18 protein-coding genes are annotated in these 16,225 nt (G+C 65.1%); 3 read left to right on the top strand and 15 right to left on the bottom strand.

Going from position 1 to position 16,225, the window contains the following annotated elements; translation table 11 throughout:
* Positions 1 to 40: 40 nt before the first annotated feature.
* From ACSFDB_RS07405 to ACSFDB_RS07470, 14 genes are all read right to left on the bottom strand, one after another.
* A complete protein-coding gene (locus ACSFDB_RS07405) occupies positions 41 to 1,024 on the bottom strand; it encodes an isocitrate/isopropylmalate dehydrogenase family protein (RefSeq protein ID WP_440770378.1) in 984 nt (327 codons plus the stop codon).
* A 183-nt stretch (positions 1,025 to 1,207) separates the two neighbouring features.
* On the bottom strand, positions 1,208 to 2,122 hold the full coding sequence (locus ACSFDB_RS07410; RefSeq protein ID WP_440770379.1) for a DMT family transporter: 915 nt from the start codon (positions 2,120 to 2,122) through the stop codon (positions 1,208 to 1,210).
* 169 nt (positions 2,123 to 2,291) lie between these two features.
* Positions 2,292 to 3,026, bottom strand: coding sequence for a 3-isopropylmalate dehydratase small subunit (gene leuD / locus ACSFDB_RS07415; protein WP_440770380.1), 735 nt, complete (start codon positions 3,024 to 3,026; stop codon positions 2,292 to 2,294).
* The gene (gene leuC, locus ACSFDB_RS07420; RefSeq protein ID WP_440770381.1) at positions 3,023 to 4,444 is read right to left on the bottom strand and encodes a 3-isopropylmalate dehydratase large subunit; all 1,422 of its coding nucleotides are present in this window, start codon (positions 4,442 to 4,444) and stop codon (positions 3,023 to 3,025) included. Before leuC ends, leuD begins: the two co-directional genes overlap by 4 nt.
* Positions 4,441 to 4,716 carry a DUF7989 family protein gene (locus ACSFDB_RS07425; RefSeq protein WP_440770382.1) on the bottom strand — a complete coding sequence of 92 codons (276 nt, stop codon included), beginning with the start codon at positions 4,714 to 4,716 and terminating at the stop codon, positions 4,441 to 4,443. The genes leuC and ACSFDB_RS07425 overlap by 4 nt, the downstream gene beginning before the upstream one ends.
* A gap of 21 nt (positions 4,717 to 4,737) precedes the next feature.
* Complete coding sequence (ilvC, locus tag ACSFDB_RS07430; protein WP_440770383.1) at positions 4,738 to 5,796, bottom strand: ketol-acid reductoisomerase; 1,059 nt, start codon at positions 5,794 to 5,796, stop codon at positions 4,738 to 4,740.
* A complete protein-coding gene (gene ilvN / locus ACSFDB_RS07435) occupies positions 5,789 to 6,457 on the bottom strand; it encodes an acetolactate synthase small subunit (RefSeq protein ID WP_440770384.1) in 669 nt (222 codons plus the stop codon). The genes ilvC and ilvN overlap by 8 nt, the downstream gene beginning before the upstream one ends.
* Positions 6,454 to 8,274, bottom strand: coding sequence for a biosynthetic-type acetolactate synthase large subunit (gene ilvB / locus ACSFDB_RS07440; protein WP_440770385.1), 1,821 nt, complete (start codon positions 8,272 to 8,274; stop codon positions 6,454 to 6,456). Before ilvB ends, ilvN begins: the two co-directional genes overlap by 4 nt.
* Before the next feature lie 374 nt (positions 8,275 to 8,648).
* Positions 8,649 to 9,890 (bottom strand): LeuA family protein, encoded by a 1,242-nt coding sequence (locus ACSFDB_RS07445; protein WP_440771090.1) that lies wholly within the window; start codon positions 9,888 to 9,890, stop codon positions 8,649 to 8,651.
* Positions 9,891 to 10,303: 413 nt separating this feature from the next.
* On the bottom strand, positions 10,304 to 10,897 hold the full coding sequence (locus tag ACSFDB_RS07450; RefSeq protein ID WP_440770386.1) for a winged helix-turn-helix transcriptional regulator: 594 nt from the start codon (positions 10,895 to 10,897) through the stop codon (positions 10,304 to 10,306).
* Between the two features lie 512 nt (positions 10,898 to 11,409).
* The gene (locus tag ACSFDB_RS07455) at positions 11,410 to 11,700 is read right to left on the bottom strand and encodes a DUF5779 family protein (RefSeq protein WP_090303165.1); all 291 of its coding nucleotides are present in this window, start codon (positions 11,698 to 11,700) and stop codon (positions 11,410 to 11,412) included.
* Positions 11,701 to 11,922: 222 nt separating this feature from the next.
* Positions 11,923 to 12,378 carry a ferritin-like domain-containing protein gene (locus ACSFDB_RS07460; protein ID WP_440770387.1) on the bottom strand — a complete coding sequence of 152 codons (456 nt, stop codon included), beginning with the start codon at positions 12,376 to 12,378 and terminating at the stop codon, positions 11,923 to 11,925.
* A 229-nt stretch (positions 12,379 to 12,607) separates the two neighbouring features.
* Positions 12,608 to 13,105: a YciE/YciF ferroxidase family protein gene (locus ACSFDB_RS07465; protein ID WP_440770388.1), complete on the bottom strand. Its 498-nt coding sequence runs from the start codon at positions 13,103 to 13,105 to the stop codon at positions 12,608 to 12,610.
* Between the two features lie 193 nt (positions 13,106 to 13,298).
* Entirely contained in the window at positions 13,299 to 13,982 is a 684-nt protein-coding gene (locus tag ACSFDB_RS07470) for a VOC family protein (RefSeq protein WP_440770389.1), read from the bottom strand.
* Positions 13,983 to 14,088: 106 nt separating this feature from the next.
* Here ACSFDB_RS07470 and ACSFDB_RS07475 point away from each other — a divergent pair, with 106 nt between their 5' ends.
* On the top strand, positions 14,089 to 14,772 hold the full coding sequence (locus ACSFDB_RS07475; protein ID WP_440770390.1) for a hypothetical protein: 684 nt from the start codon (positions 14,089 to 14,091) through the stop codon (positions 14,770 to 14,772).
* Positions 14,773 to 14,823: 51 nt separating this feature from the next.
* Positions 14,824 to 15,246: a JAB/MPN domain protein-containing protein gene (locus ACSFDB_RS07480; RefSeq protein WP_440770391.1), complete on the top strand. Its 423-nt coding sequence runs from the start codon at positions 14,824 to 14,826 to the stop codon at positions 15,244 to 15,246.
* A 295-nt stretch (positions 15,247 to 15,541) separates the two neighbouring features.
* Here ACSFDB_RS07480 and ACSFDB_RS07485 read toward each other — a convergent pair whose 3' ends face one another.
* Entirely contained in the window at positions 15,542 to 15,751 is a 210-nt protein-coding gene (locus ACSFDB_RS07485; protein WP_006090254.1) for a ribbon-helix-helix domain-containing protein, read from the bottom strand.
* A gap of 136 nt (positions 15,752 to 15,887) precedes the next feature.
* On the opposite strand from ACSFDB_RS07485, the gene ACSFDB_RS07490 reads away from it, so the two are divergent.
* Positions 15,888 to 16,217, top strand: coding sequence for a hypothetical protein (locus tag ACSFDB_RS07490; RefSeq protein WP_440770392.1), 330 nt, complete (start codon positions 15,888 to 15,890; stop codon positions 16,215 to 16,217).
* The last annotated feature ends 8 nt before the right edge of the window (positions 16,218 to 16,225 follow it).

Below are 16,225 nucleotides of genomic sequence, written 5' to 3' on the forward strand. Positions count from 1 at the left end.
CGCAGAAGGAGTACTCGAGCGGAAAACCGCAGTTCGAGCGTTACAGTCGATCGATGACGGCGTTCGTCACGTCCTCGGTCGAGGCGTCGCCGCCCAGATCCGCGGTTCGCGGCCCCTCCTCGAGCGTCGCTTCGACGGCCTCGTGGACCGCCTCGCTCTCCGCGTCGTAGCCGAGGTACTCGAGCAACATCGCGGCGGAGATGATCGTCGCGGCCGGGTTCGCGACGCCCTCGCCGGCGATGTCGGGTGCGGTGCCGTGGACGGGTTCGAACAGCGCGCGGTCGGGGCCGACGTTGGCCGAGGGGAGCAAGCCGAGTCCGCCGACGAGGCCGGCGGCGAGATCCGAGAGGACGTCGCCCGCGAGGTTCGGACAGACGATGACGTCGAACTGTTCGGGGTCGAGACAGACCCGCGTCGCGAAGGCGTCCATCAGCACCTCGTCCGTCTCGACGCCTTCCTCGTCGGCCACCGACTTGATGGTGTCGCGGAACAGCCCGTCCGTCTCGCGCATGACGTTCGCCTTGTGGACGATGGAAAAGCCGTCGTGCTCGTCGGCCTCCGAGACGTAGTCGCAGGCGAACTCCGCGAGATCTCTCGAGGCCGATTCCGTAACGACGCGGGTGAGCGTCGAGACGTCCTGCGTGAGTCGATCCTCGAGCCCCGAGTAGACGCCCTCGGTGTTCTCGCGGAGGAAGACGAGATCCGTCTCGGGTCGAACAGCGTCGATCCCCGGATACGCCTTCGCGGGCCGGATGTTGACGAAGGAGTCGACTGCGTCCCGGAGCGGGAGGATGACGTCCGCGGCGGTCTCGCCGGCCGCGCCGAACAGCGTCGCGTCGGCCGACGCCGCGAGGTCGTACGTTTCCTGTGGCAGCGCCTCGCCGGTCTCCTCGAGGACGGCGTCGCCCGCGTCCGCTTCGGTGAACTCGAAGTCGATATCGAGCGCCTCGAGAACCTCGACTGCGGCGGGGGTGACTTCCTGTCCGATTCCGTCGCCCGGGATGACGGCGATTTCGTGAGTCATGCTCGACCATCTCGTGGCGTCCGAAAAGAGGGTATCGATACCAACATTGTGAACGAGTCGCGAACGCGTCGATAGCGAGTTCGCGACGAACCTCGAGAGCGGAGCAGCCGTCGAACGGGTGACCGTCACGGAGACGAGAGACGCGCTAACGACGTAGGGGGTGTTCCTCGAGGCGAGCCCCGATCAGGGGCTGCCGACGCCCGTCGAAACCCCGACGGCGTCGGCGATCGCCCGTCGCTTGAGCAGCGCGAACCCGATTGCGACCAGGAGGAAGCCGCCGATCGTCAGCGCGCCGATCGACTCGTCGAGCAGAACGACGCCGGCGACCGTTGCAACGATCGGCACCAGATAGCCGATCAGTGCCGCCTCGAACGCGCCGTGTTTCTCGAGGATGGTAAAGTAGATCATGAAGGCGATCGCGGTCGCGAACACGCCGAGATAGACCACGGCGCCGAATGAGGCGGGCTCGATCGCGCCGACGCGTGAGAACTCGCCAGTGCCGAAGCTCACAAGATGTAAGACGACGGCGCCGACGAGCATCGACCAGCCGACGAGCGGTAGCTGCGGCAGGGTCGGGCCGGCTCGCTGGACCAGGACGCCGCCGAGCGCGACGCTACAGACCTGCCCGACGACGAGCAAACGTGCGGCGGTGTCGCCGGCCAGCAGATTGGCGGGATCGGGCTGGACGATCAGCCCGACGCCCAGAAACCCGATCGCGGCCCCGACGGCGCCGATCGCCGACAGTCGCTCGCCCAACAGCGGGATCGCCCACAGCGCGGTGACGATCGGCACCAGCCCCTGAAGGATCGCGGCGACCCCGCTGGGAACCGTCTGCTGGCCGATAAAGAGCAACCCGTTGCCGGCGACGAGAAAGATGCCGCCGCCGACGATCGCCGCCAGGTCGTTCCGCGCGGTGGGTCGCCACTGATCGACGCGAACGATTGCCGCCGCCAACAGCAAGATCGCCGCGATGTCGTACCGGGCGGCCGCAAAGAGCAGCGGCGGGAGCGACTCGAGTCCGACCGTAATCGCCGGAAAGGAGAGGCCCCAGAGCACCGCCAGCGAGAGAAACAACGCGACGTCACGGTTCGGGGACATACACTGGCTTTCGGACAGGTGCCGAAATCGATGACGGTCTGCCGTGCGTTCTGCCGCTTCCGGCGTGATAGCAGGAGTCACAGCTCGAGCGGGGTCGCCACTCGACGACGGAAGACAGGCAGAAAAACGAACCGCCACCTCGTTCGATTTCGAGGTCGTCGACTCGAGTCTACTCGGCGTCAGGAATCGCCGCGCCCTCGACGTACGGCAGTTCCTGGGCCTTCTTTCGAACCTCGCCGGCGTTGGACTTCATCAGCGCCGTCGTGTCCCAGACGCCCTCGACGAGCGCCTTGCGCTGGGCGTCGTCGACGGTAACGTCGATCGTCTCGTCTCCGTACGTGACGGTTTCCGCCTCGACGTCGATATCGATCTCGCCGTCGGGGTTCGCGTCGACCCAGTCCTGTAAGGCCTGGATCGTCTCACTGTCGGCCGTGACGGTCGGAATGCCGAGGGCCAGACAGTTACCCGCGAAAATTTCGGCGAAGCTCTCGCCGATGATGGCGTCGATCCCCCAGCGCATCAGCGCCTGGGGCGCGTGCTCTCTCGAGGAGCCACAGCCGAAGTTGCTGTTGACGACCATCACCGAGGAGTCCTGGAACCGCTCCTCGTTGAACGGGTGTTCCTTCTGGTTGTCGTCGTCATCGAACCGCAGGTCGAAGAACGCGAACTCGCCCAGTCCGTCGAAGGTGACGACCTTCATGAACCGCGCGGGGATGATCTGGTCGGTGTCGATGTCGTTGCCCCGAATCGGGACGGCCGACCCGGAGACGTAGTTGACTTCCGGAATTTCGACTTCGTCGCCGCCGTCGGTTCGGACCTCCCGAACCTCGGCGGCGTGGCTCACGGGTCGTTCCTCCCCGTTCGCTCGTTCCGAGGACTCGCTCCGCTCGTCCTCGTGCGTCATGCTGTCGTCACCTCCTTCAGATCGCGCACGTCAGAGACCTCGCCGTTGATCGCCGCCGCGGCGACCATTCCCGGGCTCATCAGGACGGTTCGCCCGTCCTTGCTGCCCTGACGGCCGACGAAGTTCCGGTTCGAGGAGGAGGCACAGGCCTCGTCGCCCTCGAGTTGGTCCTCGTTCATCCCCAGACACATCGAACAGCCGGCGTTTCGCCACTCGAACCCGGCTTCTTCGAAGATGTCCTTGAGTCCTTCCTGCTCGGCGGTCTCCTGGACGCGCTGGCTGCCGGGAACGACGAGCGCGCGGACGTCGTCGTGGACCTGCTGGCCCTCGACGAGCGCCGCCGCACGGCGTAGGTCGGGCAGTCGAGCGTTCGTACAGGAGCCGAGGAAGGCGACGTCGATCTCGTAGCCCTCCATCGTCTCGCCGGGTTCGACGCGCATGTGCTTCTGGGCGCGTCGCGCGGTGTCTTGCTTGTCCGCAGGCAGGTCCTCGGGGGCCGGGATCGGATCGGTGATGCCGACGCCCTGCCCCGGAGTCGTTCCCCAGGTGACGACCGGCTCGAGTTCGTTCGCGTCGATCGTGACGACATCGTCGTACTCCGCGTCGTCGTCGGAACGGATAGACTCCCAGTAGGGTTTGAGTTCGTCGAACTTCTCCGGGTTCTCCTGGAAGTAGTCCGTCTCTTTCATCCACTCGTAGGTGGTCTCGTCGGGGTTGACGTAGCCCGCGCGAGCGCCGCCCTCGATGGACATGTTACAGATCGACATCCGTCCCTCCATGCCCAGGTTCTCGATGGCCTCGCCGGCGTACTCGTAGACGTAGCCGACGCCGCCTTCCGTGCCGAGTCGGCGGATGATCTCGAGGACGATGTCCTTCGCTTCGACGCCTTCGCCGAGTTCGCCGTCGACCTGGATCTTGCGGACCTGCTGCTTCTCCATCGCGACGGTGCCCGTCGCGAGCACGTCACGAATCTGGCTGGTACCGATCCCGAACGCGAGCGCGCCGAACGCACCGTGGGTCGAGGTGTGGCTGTCGCCGCAGACGATCGTCTTGCCGGGCTGAGTGAGCCCTTGCTCCGGACCGATGACGTGGACGATCCCCTGATCGCCCGTCGTCGGGTCCGAGAAGTCGATGCCCGCGTCGCGGACGTTCTGCTCGAGTTCGCTCATCATCTCCTCGGCCGCGTCCTCCTTGTACGGGCGGGACTGGTCGGCCGTCGGGACGATGTGGTCGACCGTCGCGTGGGTCAGTTTCGGGAAGGCGACCTCGAGGTCGCGCTCGCGGAGCATCCCGAACGCCTGCGGGCTCGTGACCTCGTGGATGAGGTGAAGGCCGACGAACAGCTGATCCTGCCCGGTTGGCAGGCGGGTTACTTTGTGTCGATCCCAGACCTTGTCGTACAGCGTTCCCTCGCTCATTCTGTGTCCTCTGGGGCGGGTTTGCGGCCGCGCTCGAAGACGCGGTTCGCGTCGTCGGCGTCCTGTGGCGGCGTGTGTTCGACGTCCGCCATCGTCTCCGGTTCCTCGTCCGTGCGTCCGTTCGGATCGGTTGCCGACGGCTCTTCACCGTCGGTCCCCCCGTCAGTGACGACGGTCGGGCCGCGGCTGAACAGCCGTCCAGCCGTCTCCCCGGTGTAGGGATTCTTGTGGCTGACGTCGGCCATCGTGTCCGTGTTCTCGTTCTGGGTCATGGTTCTGAATCGTGTGCTATCTCAGTCGTCCGCCTGCACGCGGACGGAGTCGTCCTCTTCGTCTTCCGCGTCCTCGTCCTCTGCCCACGCGAACAGGTCGCGCAGTCGGGCGCCGACCTCCTCGATCTCGTGGTTCTTCTCGGCCTGTCGAAGCTGGGTGTAGCTCGGTCGGCCGGCCTGGTTCTCGAGGATCCACTCCCGCGTGAACTCGCCGTTCTGGATCTCCTCGAGCGTCTCCTCCATGTTCTCGCGAACGTGCTCGTCGACGATACGGTCGCCGCGGGAGAGACCGCCATACTCCGCCGTATCGGAGACGGAATCCCACATCTCGGCGTGGCCGCCCTCGTACATCAGGTCGACGATCAGTTTGAGCTCGTTCAGACACTCGAAGTAGGCGATCTCGGGCGAGTAGCCCGCGTCGACGAGCGTCTCGTAGCCGTGTTTGACCAGCGAGGTGACGCCGCCACAGAGGACGGCCTGCTCGCCGAAGAGGTCGGACTCGACCTCCTCCTGGAACGTCGTCTCGATGACGCCGGCGCGGGTACAGCCGATTCCCTTCGCGTACGCGAGGGCGCGTTCCTCCGCGTCGCCCGTCGTGTCCTGATAGACCGCCAGCAGCCCCGGCGTCCCCTCGTCGTTCTCGTAGTTCCGCCGGACGAGGTGGCCCGGGCTCTTCGGGGCGACCATCGAGACGTCGACGCCCTCCGGGGGCTCGATCTGGCCGTAGTGGATGTTCAGACCGTGGGCGAACTGCAGCGTGTCGCCCGCCTCGAGGTTCGGCTCGATGTCGTTCTCGTAGACCGACGCCTGGACGGTGTCGGGGACGAGCACGGAGATATAGCCCGACTGTTTCACTGCCTCGTCGGGCGTCGCGACCGTCAGCCCGTCCGCTTCGGCGGCGTCGCGCGAGGCCGATTCCTCGCGGAGACCGACGATCACGTCGACGCCACTCTCGTGGAGGTTCAGCGCGTGGGCGTGGCCCTGGCTCCCGTAGCCCAGCACGGCCACGGTTTCGTCGTCGAGCGTCGATACGTCTGCGTCGTCGTCGTAGTAAATCTCGGTGGTGAATTCGTCAGTCATCGTCAGCTGTCTGTGTGTAGGTTCCGTCTTGGTTCGCCCCGTCGGCGGCCGATTCCGTCGCGCTCACGGGCGCAGCCGTGTCTTCGGTGCCCCGGGCGAGCGCCGTCGTACCGGTTCGGGAGATCTCTCGAACGCCGAACTGGCCGAACGTCTCGATCGCGGCTTCGATCTTCTGGCGGGAGCCCGTGATCTCGAAGGTCGCCGTCTCCGGACTCGAGTCGACGGTCGTCGCGTCGTACATGTCCGCGACGGCGTTGACCTGTGCGGGCTCGTCGGCGGTGACTTTGACCAGCGCCAGCTCCCGGCGCATCGCGTCGGGCTCGAGCTCTCGCACCGAGATTACCGGCACGAGCTTTCGGAGCTGCTTTTTGATCTGGTCGATGCCGGGGTCGGGCTCCTCGACGACGACCGTGATTCGCGCGCGGTCGTCGTCTTCCGTCGGCCCGACGGTCAGGCTCTCGATGTTGAACTGCCGCCTCGAGAACAGTCCCGAGACGTCCGAGAGCACGCCGGGCTCGTGGGTGACCAGCGCCGAGATAACCGTTCGGCGCGGCTCGTGTTTCGCCTCGACCTCCGGATCGATCCGGATACCCTGTTTGTTGCGCCGACCCTCCGGGGTCGGACGCTCTTCCGGGGCGGGGCCATCGAGTCCTCGCTTCATAGGTGATCATCCTCCAGTGCGAACTGGCCGTTGTCGCCGCCGGACGGCACCATCGGATAGACGTTCGCCTGCGGATCGATGTGGACGTCGATGACCGAGGGGCCGTCGTAGTCGAGGGCCTCCTCGATGGTGTCCGCGACGTCGTCGTACTCGTCGATGCGGAAGCCCGCGGCGCCGAACGCTTCGGCGAGCTTGTCGAACTCCGGCATCCAGTTGTAGTTCGACGCGGAGTGTCGGCCCTCGAAGAAGGCGTCCTGCCACTGTCGAACCATGCCGATGTACTCGTTGTTGAGCACGGCGACCGTGATGTCCAGGTTCTCGCGGACGGCCACGGAGAGCCCCTGCAGCGTCATCAGGAACGAGCCGTCGCCGTCGATACAGACGACGTCCTGGTCGTCATCGGCTGCGAGTCGCGCGCCGATAGCGGCCGGCAGCCCGTACCCCATCGTCCCGAGACCGTGACTCGAGACCCACGTGCGGGGCTCGGTGTAGGTCCAGTACTGGCAGGCCCACATCTGGTGTTGGCCGACGCCGGTGGTGACGATGGTGTCGTCGGCGGTGGCCTCGTCTAACGCCTCGACGACGAACTCCGGCTGGACCGGTCTGTCCTCCGGTGCGTCGTACGCCATCGAGTAGTCGGATTTCCACTGCTGGCACTGCACGCGCCACTTCTTGGCCGCCGGCGAGGCGTCGACGGCCTCGCTGAGCTGGCCGACGACCGTCTCGGCGTCGCCGATCAGCGGATAGTCCGCGTGGATGTTCTTGCTGATCTCCGCGGGATCGATGTCGACGTGGATGACCTCCGCGTCGGGCGCGAAGGTCTCGATGCCGCCGGTCAGCCGGTCGTCGAATCGGGTCCCGATCGCCAGCATGGTGTCACAGTGGGTGATCGCCATGTTGGCGTAGCCGGTGCCGTGCATACCGGCCATCTCCATCGCGAGCTCGTGATCCTCGGGGAACGACCCAATCCCGGGCATCGTCGTGATGACCGGAATCTCGTGTTCGATGGCGAACTCGCGGCAGGCCTCGCTGGCCTCGCCCTTGATGACGCCGCCGCCGAGCAGCATGACCGGACGGTCGGCGTTCTCGATCCGTTCGGCCGCGGCGGCGACGGTCTCCGGATCGGCCCGCTCCTGGACGTGGTAGGTGTCGGGCGTCTTCGGCGCGTCGGGTTCGCGGTCCGTCTCGGCTTTCGTCACGTCCTTCGGCAGGTCGACCAGCGTCGGTCCGGGTCGCCCTTCGCGGGCGAGCGCGAACGCCTCGCTGACGTCGCTGCCGACGCGGTCCGGATCCGACGAGAAGGTGTTGTCCTTCGTGACCGGCGTCGTGACGCCCGTCGTGTCGGTCTCCTGGAACGCGTCGTTGCCGACGAACTCCGTCGGCACCTGCCCCGTGAGCGCGAGCATCGGATCCGAGTCCATGTCGGCGTCCGCGATGCCGGTCACGAGGTTCGTCGCGCCCGGCCCCGAGGTCGCCAGACAGACGCCCGGTTCGCCAGAGACGATGCCGTAGGCGTCCGCCGCGTGGGATGCGCCCTGTTCGTGAGCCATCGTCACGTGGGTGATCTCCGAATCGTACAGCGCGTCGTAGACGGGCATGATCGCTCCGCCCTGCACGCCGAAGGCGTACTCCACGCCCGCGTTTTCTAACGCGCGAACGACGGATTCCGCACCCGTCGTGACCGGTGTTGGGGCCGACGTCGCGTCGGCGTCCTCGTCGACCTCGGTGGCCGCGTCCGGCGCCGCGCTGTCGGTGATCTGGTCGTCCGCCTCTTCCTCCGAGTCCGCCGGGGTTATTTTTGCTGCACGTTCGCTCATCGATTGCCTCCCGCCGCCGTGCGGCGATCCGTTGTGCGTGCGCTGGGTGTGTGGTATGCTGTCATCTGCTGGGTTACGTGTCGCTCTGAAAACGATGCGACGAATTCCGGTCGGGAGCTACGAGGTACTAGAAGTGGGGCGAGAGCGCCCCTACAATACGAATCGAAGCGAACGCGCTGCCGTCGGCTGCGTGCGTGCGAGCCGACTGCGAAGCGCTGACCGTCATTACTGTTACCGTAGGTTGCTCGAGGCTCATAATGGTTGCGAGTCTCACGGCTCTTGCAATTTTTGCGCGAGCCGTGAACCGCGAACGTTCGACCGCTCGAGCGCGACAGCAAAGGCTCGCGGCCGGTGGCAAACGTGGCGGACATCCCTCAGACGCGCACCTCCTCTTCCTCCTGTTGCTGGCGTTCGACGCCGGCCTCTTCGGCGAAGCGCTCCAAGTCGTCGACCGTGACGCGGCGCTTCTCGGCGCCGTAGTCTTTGACGCGGCGGGTGACCGCTCTGACCTGATCTTCCGACGGGTCGAATCCGCGCTCGATCAGCCGCTCGCGGACCGAGTGGGTGCCGGTGTGTTTGCCCATGACGAGCTTTCGCGTGGCGCCGACCATCTCCGGCGTCATCACGCCGGGTTCGAAGGTGTCGGAGTTTTCGATGACGCCGGCGGCGTGGATCCCGCTCTCGTGGGAGAAGGCGTTGTCGCCGACGATCGGCTTGTTGCCCGGCGTCTCCATCTGGCTTTTCTCCTCGACGATCTCGGAGAGTTCGGTGATTCGCGTCGTGTCGATCCCCGTATCGGTCTGGTAGAGCGACTCGATGGCCATCACGTACTCCTCGTAGGCGGCGTTACCGGCCCGCTCGCCGATGGAGTTGACCGAGACCTGGGCCTGATCCGCGCCCGCTTCAATGCCGGCCAGCGCGTTGGCGGTGGCCAGCCCGAAGTCGTCGTGCGTGTGGACGTCGATCCGCGCGTCGGTGTGGGCACAGACCTTCTCGATCATGGCCTTGAACCGCGTCGGCGTGGCGACGCCACACGTGTCCGGAATGTTGATCCAGTCGACTCCCGCGTCCGTGACCGCTTCGATCACGTCCATCAGGAACGCCTCGTCGGTTCGCGTCGCGTCCATCGGCGAGAACATGCAGGTGGTTCCCGTCTCGACGACGCGTTCGACCGAGTCGACTGCGCGCTGTACAACTTCGTCTCTCGTCGCGTGCATCGAATCCTCGATCTGGACGTCGCTGGTGCTGACGAACGTGTGCACCATTTCGACACCGGAATCCAGTGCGGCTTCGATGTCCCCATCGACGACGCGGGCTAACCCGCAGGTCGTCGTCTGGGTCGATGACGCGATATCACGAACGGCCTCGAACTCGGCGTCCGAGTTGACCGGGAACCCTGCCTCGATGACGTGGGTACCCATATCGTCCAGGATGGACGCGATCTGCCGTTTATCGTCGTAGGAGAACGAAGTTCCGGGCGACTGTTCGCCGTCCCGGAGGGTCGTATCGAAAACACGTGCTGACTCTATTTCGTCAGTGGAATCTAACGTGCCCTGGAAGAACTCGACCCCCCTGACTGGTGTCAGAGGACGGGTTGTCTGGTGAAGACATTGTATCTGAACCCGAGGTGCGACGTCGTATATAAACTTGACGCTGTGAGAGGCGATCACTGCTGTGAGACACTCACACAATTCGCCGTCTAGGCCGAAAAACCGCACGACATCAACGACCTAATACATATTCATGCTCCTAGTATCATACTGTTTTTCGTTTCGAAAACGAACCGTTCATCGCCCGATTCGACCCGGAACGTCGCCCAGACGGCCACCCCAGTGCTGGCGCGCGCACCTCAGTGGACGTGTGGGCACAAAGTTGCGGCAAATATGACACTCGAGCACAGATTTTCACAAACTAGGGGATCCTATCGTCCGTTCGTCCACCAAGGGGCCGTTTGAACGCCGGTCGAACGGAAACGCGAAGCTGCCGAGTGAGCGGGAGCACGGAGCCGTCGAGCGGTGCTCGAACTCGCTCACTCGAGGGCGTCCCGACGCGACTCGTACTCCTCGACGTACCGGGCCTCGCAGGACGGACAGCAGAACGTCTTCACCTCGCCGCCGACGGTCCGCGTGACGCCGTCGCCGGTAATCCGCTTGTCGCAGACGACGCACTCGAGTGAGAAGCCCGCCGCCGAGAGGCCGGCGACGCGATCCGAGCGGGCGAGCAGCGTGACGTCGTACCCCGAGAGCCACGCGAGGTCGAGTTCGGACTCGAGCCACGAGCGCGCGGTCGCGTCGGGCACCGTCGCGCGGACGATCACGCGGCCGTCCATCGCCTCCGAAACGGAGTCGACGCCCGGAAGTTCCGCGGCGGCCGCGTAGACGTCGTCGACGGTCTCGGGTTTCGCCTCGAGTTCGACCAGGACGGGCACCTCGCCGCGCAGTTTCTCCCGGTCGACGTCGATCGTAAACCCCTGGACGATGCCCTGCTCCTCGAGTCGCGAGATACGATCCGAGACGGCCGGCGGCGTGAGGTCGACCTGCTCGGCAATCTCCTTGTACGGTCGGCGAGCGTTCTCGAGGAGGAGGTCGAGGATCTCGAGGTCCGTGTCGTCGAGTTCGCGCATGGGAGTCAGTTACGTATCGGGCCGCTAAGAGTGTGGGGACTCGAGAATCCTCGAACTGCCGGTATCAGTGCGCCGTAGATCCGTAGCGACAGATGCGAACGAGAAAATCGAGTGTCCTGCTCACGCTGGCGGCGATGAGTGCCCCATCCTCCCCAGCCGATTTCTCCTCACGGGTGCTTTGCACCCGTTCGGACGGTTCGCGGAACCGCCGGTTCCGCGTCAACGTTCGCTCACGGGTCGTCCCTCCCCGTTCGCTTTCCGAGGCGCTCCGCGCCTCGCGACGCTCGCGATGCTCACTCACTCATCCACCGGAAGGTACAAAGCACCTTCCGAGCAGTCGCTCATGGTACTCGCGACGACCTCGCACGTCGTTGTCGATCAGTCCCCGCTGTCGCTCACGGTTCACTCCGTTCACCGGTCTCTTTCCGAGGTTCTCACTCCGCTCGAACCTCGCTTTCACGCGGACTGATCGACGGCGCGCGCCATCGCACGTGCTTGGTTTATTTGTCCAACTAGAGCCGATCCGTGCTCACGTCCACGCCCGGCGGCGTCACGAGCAGGAAGCCTCGAAAGTGGACGAGGTTGCCGCCCGACTCCTTGATGTCGCGGGCGAAGCCCGACGCCAGTTCGTTCACGTCGCCTTCGACGTTGAGGACGAGCACGTTCCCCTTGGAGATCGCCTCGAGCCACTCCTCTGGCGGCGTCGTTCCATCGAGCATGCCGAGGATGATGCTGCCCTCGATGTCGAGTTCTTCGTCGATGTGCTCCTCGACGGTCCGTAAGTCGAGGTCGAAATCGCTCATACCGGGTGGGTCGAACCGGGATGAGAAAAACGTTCGCCTCCACCCTCTGTTCCGAGCGCAAGCGCTCTTGGTTCACGGCCTCGCCGTTCACCTAGTCGCGGCGCATAGTGCCGCGTTCTCCACATCGGTTGTCGGCCCGCTCGCGAAGCCAGAAGCTTCGCTCGCGGAAGCCCCCAAACTCCGTCCATGCAGCACTACACCTGAACGCCGGCCACGCGACGACTAGTTCTGCGGGAACTCCTTGTGGAACCCGCGGAACTCCGTGTGATGGGCTTCCTCGTCGGCGAGAATCGTCACCGCGACGTCTTCGGTGACGGGATCGTTCGCCTCCGAGGCGGCCTTATGGAGCGCGCGGTAGGTCTCCATCGCATCGTCTTCGGCCTCGAGCACCCCCTCGATGACCGACTGGACGTCGGTCGTGTCCGCCGGCGGCTGAAGGCTGTGCTGGTTGGCCTCGAAGGCCTCCGATCCCGGCGGCGATTCGTCGAGTTGCTTCAGGCGCTCGCCGAGCATCTGTGCGTGTCCGAGTTCCTCCTGGACGTCCTCCTCGAGGCTCGCTTTGACCTCCTCGGCGTGGACGCCGTCGAGGACGATGGCGTTGGTCAGGTAGTTCATTACGGTCTCGAGTTCGTCGATGTAGGCCTCCGTCAGGAGGTCCGTGATTTCGTCGGTCGTCATGCCGAGGTGGCTACCACGTGGGGGTCCTAAGTACTCACACTCGCGCGTGCCTGTCCTCGAGGGAACGACACACTCATCCCCACCAGCGTGAGCAGAAAGCTGTCCGTCAGCTACATCGCCGACTTGTCCCAAATACCTCGCACGTGTTCTCAGAGGGGTACGCAAACGTCTCACAGAACGCACACAACGTCGAAAAAGCGAAATCCGAGTGTTTGACCGGGTCAGCGCGTTACCCAGAGGCCTCGAGTTCGTCGTAATCGAACTGCTCGCCCATCTCCGAGAGGGTCTCGAGTTCCGCTTGCTCCTCCCGAAGCGTCTCCTCTAAGGTGTCGGCGGCGTCGTCCATCCCGATCTGGTCGGCCATCGGGATGAGGTTTCCGTAGACCGAAATCTCGTAGTGTTCGGACTTCTGCCCGGCGGCAATGTTGAATCGGTCGATGGCCTGCTCGCTGGGACCCTTGCCCATGAACTCCTCGTGGGCCTCGATCATCCCCTCGACGACGGGGTCTTCTTCGGCCTCCGCTTCGACGTCGAGCTGGTCGAATACGTCCTCGATGCGGTCGATGTGAATCTCGGTCTCCTCGCGGTGCTCGGCGAACCCGCTCTGCAGTTCCTCGTTGGAGGAGGTCTCCTCGAGTTCCTCGAGCGCGTCGAGGAGTCGCTGTTCGGTGTAGTACGCGTGCTTGAGTCCGGTTACGAAGAGGTCTTTGGTTGAATCGATGCTCATGTTTCCGTTCGATGGGACAGCGCTGATTTCGATAAGCGTCGGGCTTGCGCTGGGCAGGCACGTACTCGATCAGAGCCGTACCCGTTTCGAGCAGTCCGCCGACGATCAGACGAAACGTCGGAGGACGGTCGTCGACGCCCTCAGATCGGGTTCGATCGTCAGTAACTCGCCAACTGACGAACCGAGGGTGGATCTACGTCGTAAACGTGAGGAAGTGCCCGTCCGGATCCCGAACGACGACTCGCTCGTCGTCCACGTGATCGACGCGCTGGACGCGATCTGAGACCGCCTCGAGCGCCGCCGTCGGCTCGGTGGTCTCGAATCCCAGATCGACGTGGACGCCGCCGCGGGCGTCCGCGATTCCGAGGTGTGGCTCCCACAGCTCCAGCGCCATCGGGCCGTTCATCCGGACGCGCTTGCGGTCCGCACCCGTATCGACCGTCTCGAAGCCGAGATCGGCGTAGAACGACTCCGAACGCTCGAGGCTCTCGACCTCGAGGACGACCTCGAAGATGCCGTCGATCCCCGGCCCCGCGACGTCCTGCTGGCCGAGTTCGACGCAGTTCCCGTCGGGATCGTAGAGGTAGAGCGAACTGGCCGGCCCGAACTGGGCCTCCTCGAGGTCGTACTCCTCGCTCAACCGATTCCACCAGTCGTCGTACTCGGCTTCGGGGATCGAGAACGCGTAGTGGGTGTGGAGCCCGCCGCGAGGGACGCCGTCGGGGCGCCGGAGGACGAGATCGGTCTCGCCCGCCTCGAACGCGATTTCGCCGTCGTCGCGCTCGAGCGGGGTCAGATTCAGCGTCTCCTCGTAGAACGACCGCGCCCGATCGAGATACTTGGCCTCGAGCGCGAGCCAGGAGAGCCCAGTGAGCATAGCTGACCGTACTTTCGGGAGGGGCATAGAGGCGTCGCCGGCAGCGCCGGGAGAGCCCCTTCCGGGACACCCACGTTTATGCCCGAAACGGCCGTAGCAATCGGGTATGACTATTCGCGCCGACGAGGAGGCGACCGATTTCGCGGAGTGTAACCGCTTCGACGGCGGCGTCAGCTGGATCGCCCACCCCGACGAGGCGATGCAGCGAACGAGCCACGTCCTCGAGGTCGACGGCGAGGTCTGGATTATCGATCCCGTCGACGCCGAAGGGGTCGACGACCTGTTCGCCGAGTTCGGCGACGTCACCGGTGTCGTCGTCCTGCTCGACCGCCACAAACGCGACGCCGCGGAGATCGCAAACCGGCACAACGTCCCGGTCTACCTGCCGCGAATCTTCGAGGGCGTCACCGAGGAGATCGACGCCCCGGTCGCCCGCTTTACGGACGAACTCTCCGATACCGGTCTCGAGGCCCACACCGTCGTCGACAACCGCTTCTGGCGGGAGGTCGCGCTCTACGATCGTGAGAACGGCACGCTCGTCGTCCCCGAGTCGCTCGGGACGGTCGACCACTTCGTCGCCGGCGGCGAACGCCTCGGCGTCCACCCGATGCGTCGGCTCGTTCCGCCGCGGGACGCTCTCGGCGGCTTCTCGCCCGAGCGAATTCTCGTGGGTCACGGCGCCGGGATCACGACCGACGCGCCCGGCGCACTCGAGGAGGCACTCGAGAACTCCCGCCGGGGGACGCCGCGACTCGTCGCCGGGATGCTCCGGCAGTTCGCCCCGGTGTAGTCGACACCTGCTGGGGATACAGCTAATTACGCTCCGGGCGTACCGACCGGTGTGGTCTACATCACGCGCGCCCTCGTCGACGTCCTGCTCGACCTGGCCAGCGACGCCGATCCGGATCGCGTGGCGACCGGCGTCTCGATCACGCCCGCGGGCGAACTCGAGGGCGCGTCCGGACTCGCACCCGAGACGCCGGTCTTTACGGACTTTTTCCTCCCTGACCCCGGCAATGCCGTCAACGCCGTCTTCGGCGTTAATCTCTCGACGCCCGCCCGACAGGCGCAGGGACACTTTGTCTCCCACCCGGTCCGCGAGCTCGAGGTGACCAAACGGGACGACCTCGCAGAGGTCATCTTCGTCGCCGTGCCGCCGTGGGAGCTCAACGAGCGGACGTTCGCCGCCTTCGACCGCCGCGGCGAGCGACAGCCGCTCGAGGTCATCGACGCTCGCCCGCCGGACCAGTCGCTGCCGAGCTAAGTCGCCGCGAAGCGAGCCGCTGTGGAGTAGCTCTCCGAAAACGGGAGTTCGGGGCGGCTGCGACGGTGTGGGCTGAGCGAGTCGCTACTGATCAACCGCTGGGCGTCGACGGCCCGTCACCGATTATCCGGTCGATGATGCCGCCGCGGTTCGACTCTCGTCCATCCTCATCGTCGTTCGATTTCGATGGAATGTGTGGCATGGGTTTCGACCTCCGGGCGGAACTAGCCGCCTCGAGTCTGATACGCGGCTGGTCCGTCGGCGGAGTGAAACGACCAGCGGTGACGAACGTCAACTACTCGAGATAGCCCAGTCCGCGAAGCTGTTCGGTGATCTCCTCGAACTCGGCCTCGGTGAGTTCGCCTCGCTTCTGGTGCTGGATGACGATACTGCGAAGCAGGAATCGCGTGAGGTCGCTCGTGCTCTGGAAGCTGGTGCCTTCGATCGTGTCCTCGACGCGTTCGGCGAGATCCTTCGGGATCGACACCGTGGTGTACTCGGTCATACACGATACTCCGTCGCCGGCGTCAAATGCGTGTCGACAGCCGGCACGGAGCGCAGCAGCCCCATGTCACTACACCACATAGTTTCTGCCGCCAGTCTTCGTAGCGGTTTTGCTATCGGACTCCCTACGGGTCGGTATGGGAGTTCGGCCACCATCGGGCGGAGACGACGACGAACCGGAGAGCGTCGAGTTCGGAATCGCCGCGATCGACGCGCGGCTCAGACGGTCCGACCTCTCGTTTCCGGCGACGAGGGACGACGTCGCAGCTGAACTCGGCCACGAGCAGATCCCCTACGACGTCCACGGGAACACCGTCGCGCTGGGGGAGATGCTCGACGAAATCCCCACGGCGGAGTTTCGCTCGCGCCAGGAGCTGCTCAATCAGCTTCACGAACCGTTCGAGGAGTACCGTCGAAACAACTCCGGTGGGGTCTTCCAGCAAGTCCGCTCGATGCTTCCCTTCTAATCCCGGCC

The sequence above is a fragment of the Natronorubrum amylolyticum genome (assembly GCF_052040145.1).
In the GTDB taxonomy this organism is placed as follows: Archaea; Halobacteriota; Halobacteria; order Halobacteriales; family Natrialbaceae; genus Natronorubrum.

Excerpts from the sequence above, each read along its gene's own strand:
- ACSFDB_RS07450 (WP_440770386.1), bottom strand. The coding sequence starts at position 10,897 with ATGCGCGAACTCGACGACACGGACCTCGAGATCCTCGACCTCCTCCTC.
- ACSFDB_RS07425 (WP_440770382.1), bottom strand. The coding sequence starts at position 4,716 with ATGACCCAGAACGAGAACACGGACACGATGGCCGACGTCAGCCACAAG.
- ilvC (WP_440770383.1), bottom strand. The coding sequence starts at position 5,796 with ATGACTGACGAATTCACCACCGAGATTTACTACGACGACGACGCAGAC.
- ACSFDB_RS07465 (WP_440770388.1), bottom strand. The coding sequence starts at position 13,105 with ATGAGCATCGATTCAACCAAAGACCTCTTCGTAACCGGACTCAAGCAC.
- leuC (WP_440770381.1), bottom strand. The coding sequence starts at position 4,444 with ATGAGCGAGGGAACGCTGTACGACAAGGTCTGGGATCGACACAAAGTA.
- ACSFDB_RS07410 (WP_440770379.1), bottom strand. The coding sequence starts at position 2,122 with ATGTCCCCGAACCGTGACGTCGCGTTGTTTCTCTCGCTGGCGGTGCTC.
- leuD (WP_440770380.1), bottom strand. The coding sequence starts at position 3,026 with ATGACGCACGAGGACGAGCGGAGCGAGTCCTCGGAACGAGCGAACGGG.
- ACSFDB_RS07460 (WP_440770387.1), bottom strand. The coding sequence starts at position 12,378 with ATGACGACCGACGAAATCACGGACCTCCTGACGGAGGCCTACATCGAC.
- ilvB (WP_440770385.1), bottom strand. The coding sequence starts at position 8,274 with ATGAGCGAACGTGCAGCAAAAATAACCCCGGCGGACTCGGAGGAAGAG.
- ACSFDB_RS07475 (WP_440770390.1), top strand. The coding sequence starts at position 14,089 with ATGACTATTCGCGCCGACGAGGAGGCGACCGATTTCGCGGAGTGTAAC.
- ACSFDB_RS07470 (WP_440770389.1), bottom strand. The coding sequence starts at position 13,982 with ATGCTCACTGGGCTCTCCTGGCTCGCGCTCGAGGCCAAGTATCTCGAT.
- ACSFDB_RS07455 (WP_090303165.1), bottom strand. The coding sequence starts at position 11,700 with ATGAGCGATTTCGACCTCGACTTACGGACCGTCGAGGAGCACATCGAC.
- ACSFDB_RS07490 (WP_440770392.1), top strand. The coding sequence starts at position 15,888 with ATGGGAGTTCGGCCACCATCGGGCGGAGACGACGACGAACCGGAGAGC.
- ACSFDB_RS07405 (WP_440770378.1), bottom strand. The coding sequence starts at position 1,024 with ATGACTCACGAAATCGCCGTCATCCCGGGCGACGGAATCGGACAGGAA.
- ACSFDB_RS07485 (WP_006090254.1), bottom strand. The coding sequence starts at position 15,751 with ATGACCGAGTACACCACGGTGTCGATCCCGAAGGATCTCGCCGAACGC.
- ilvN (WP_440770384.1), bottom strand. The coding sequence starts at position 6,457 with ATGAAGCGAGGACTCGATGGCCCCGCCCCGGAAGAGCGTCCGACCCCG.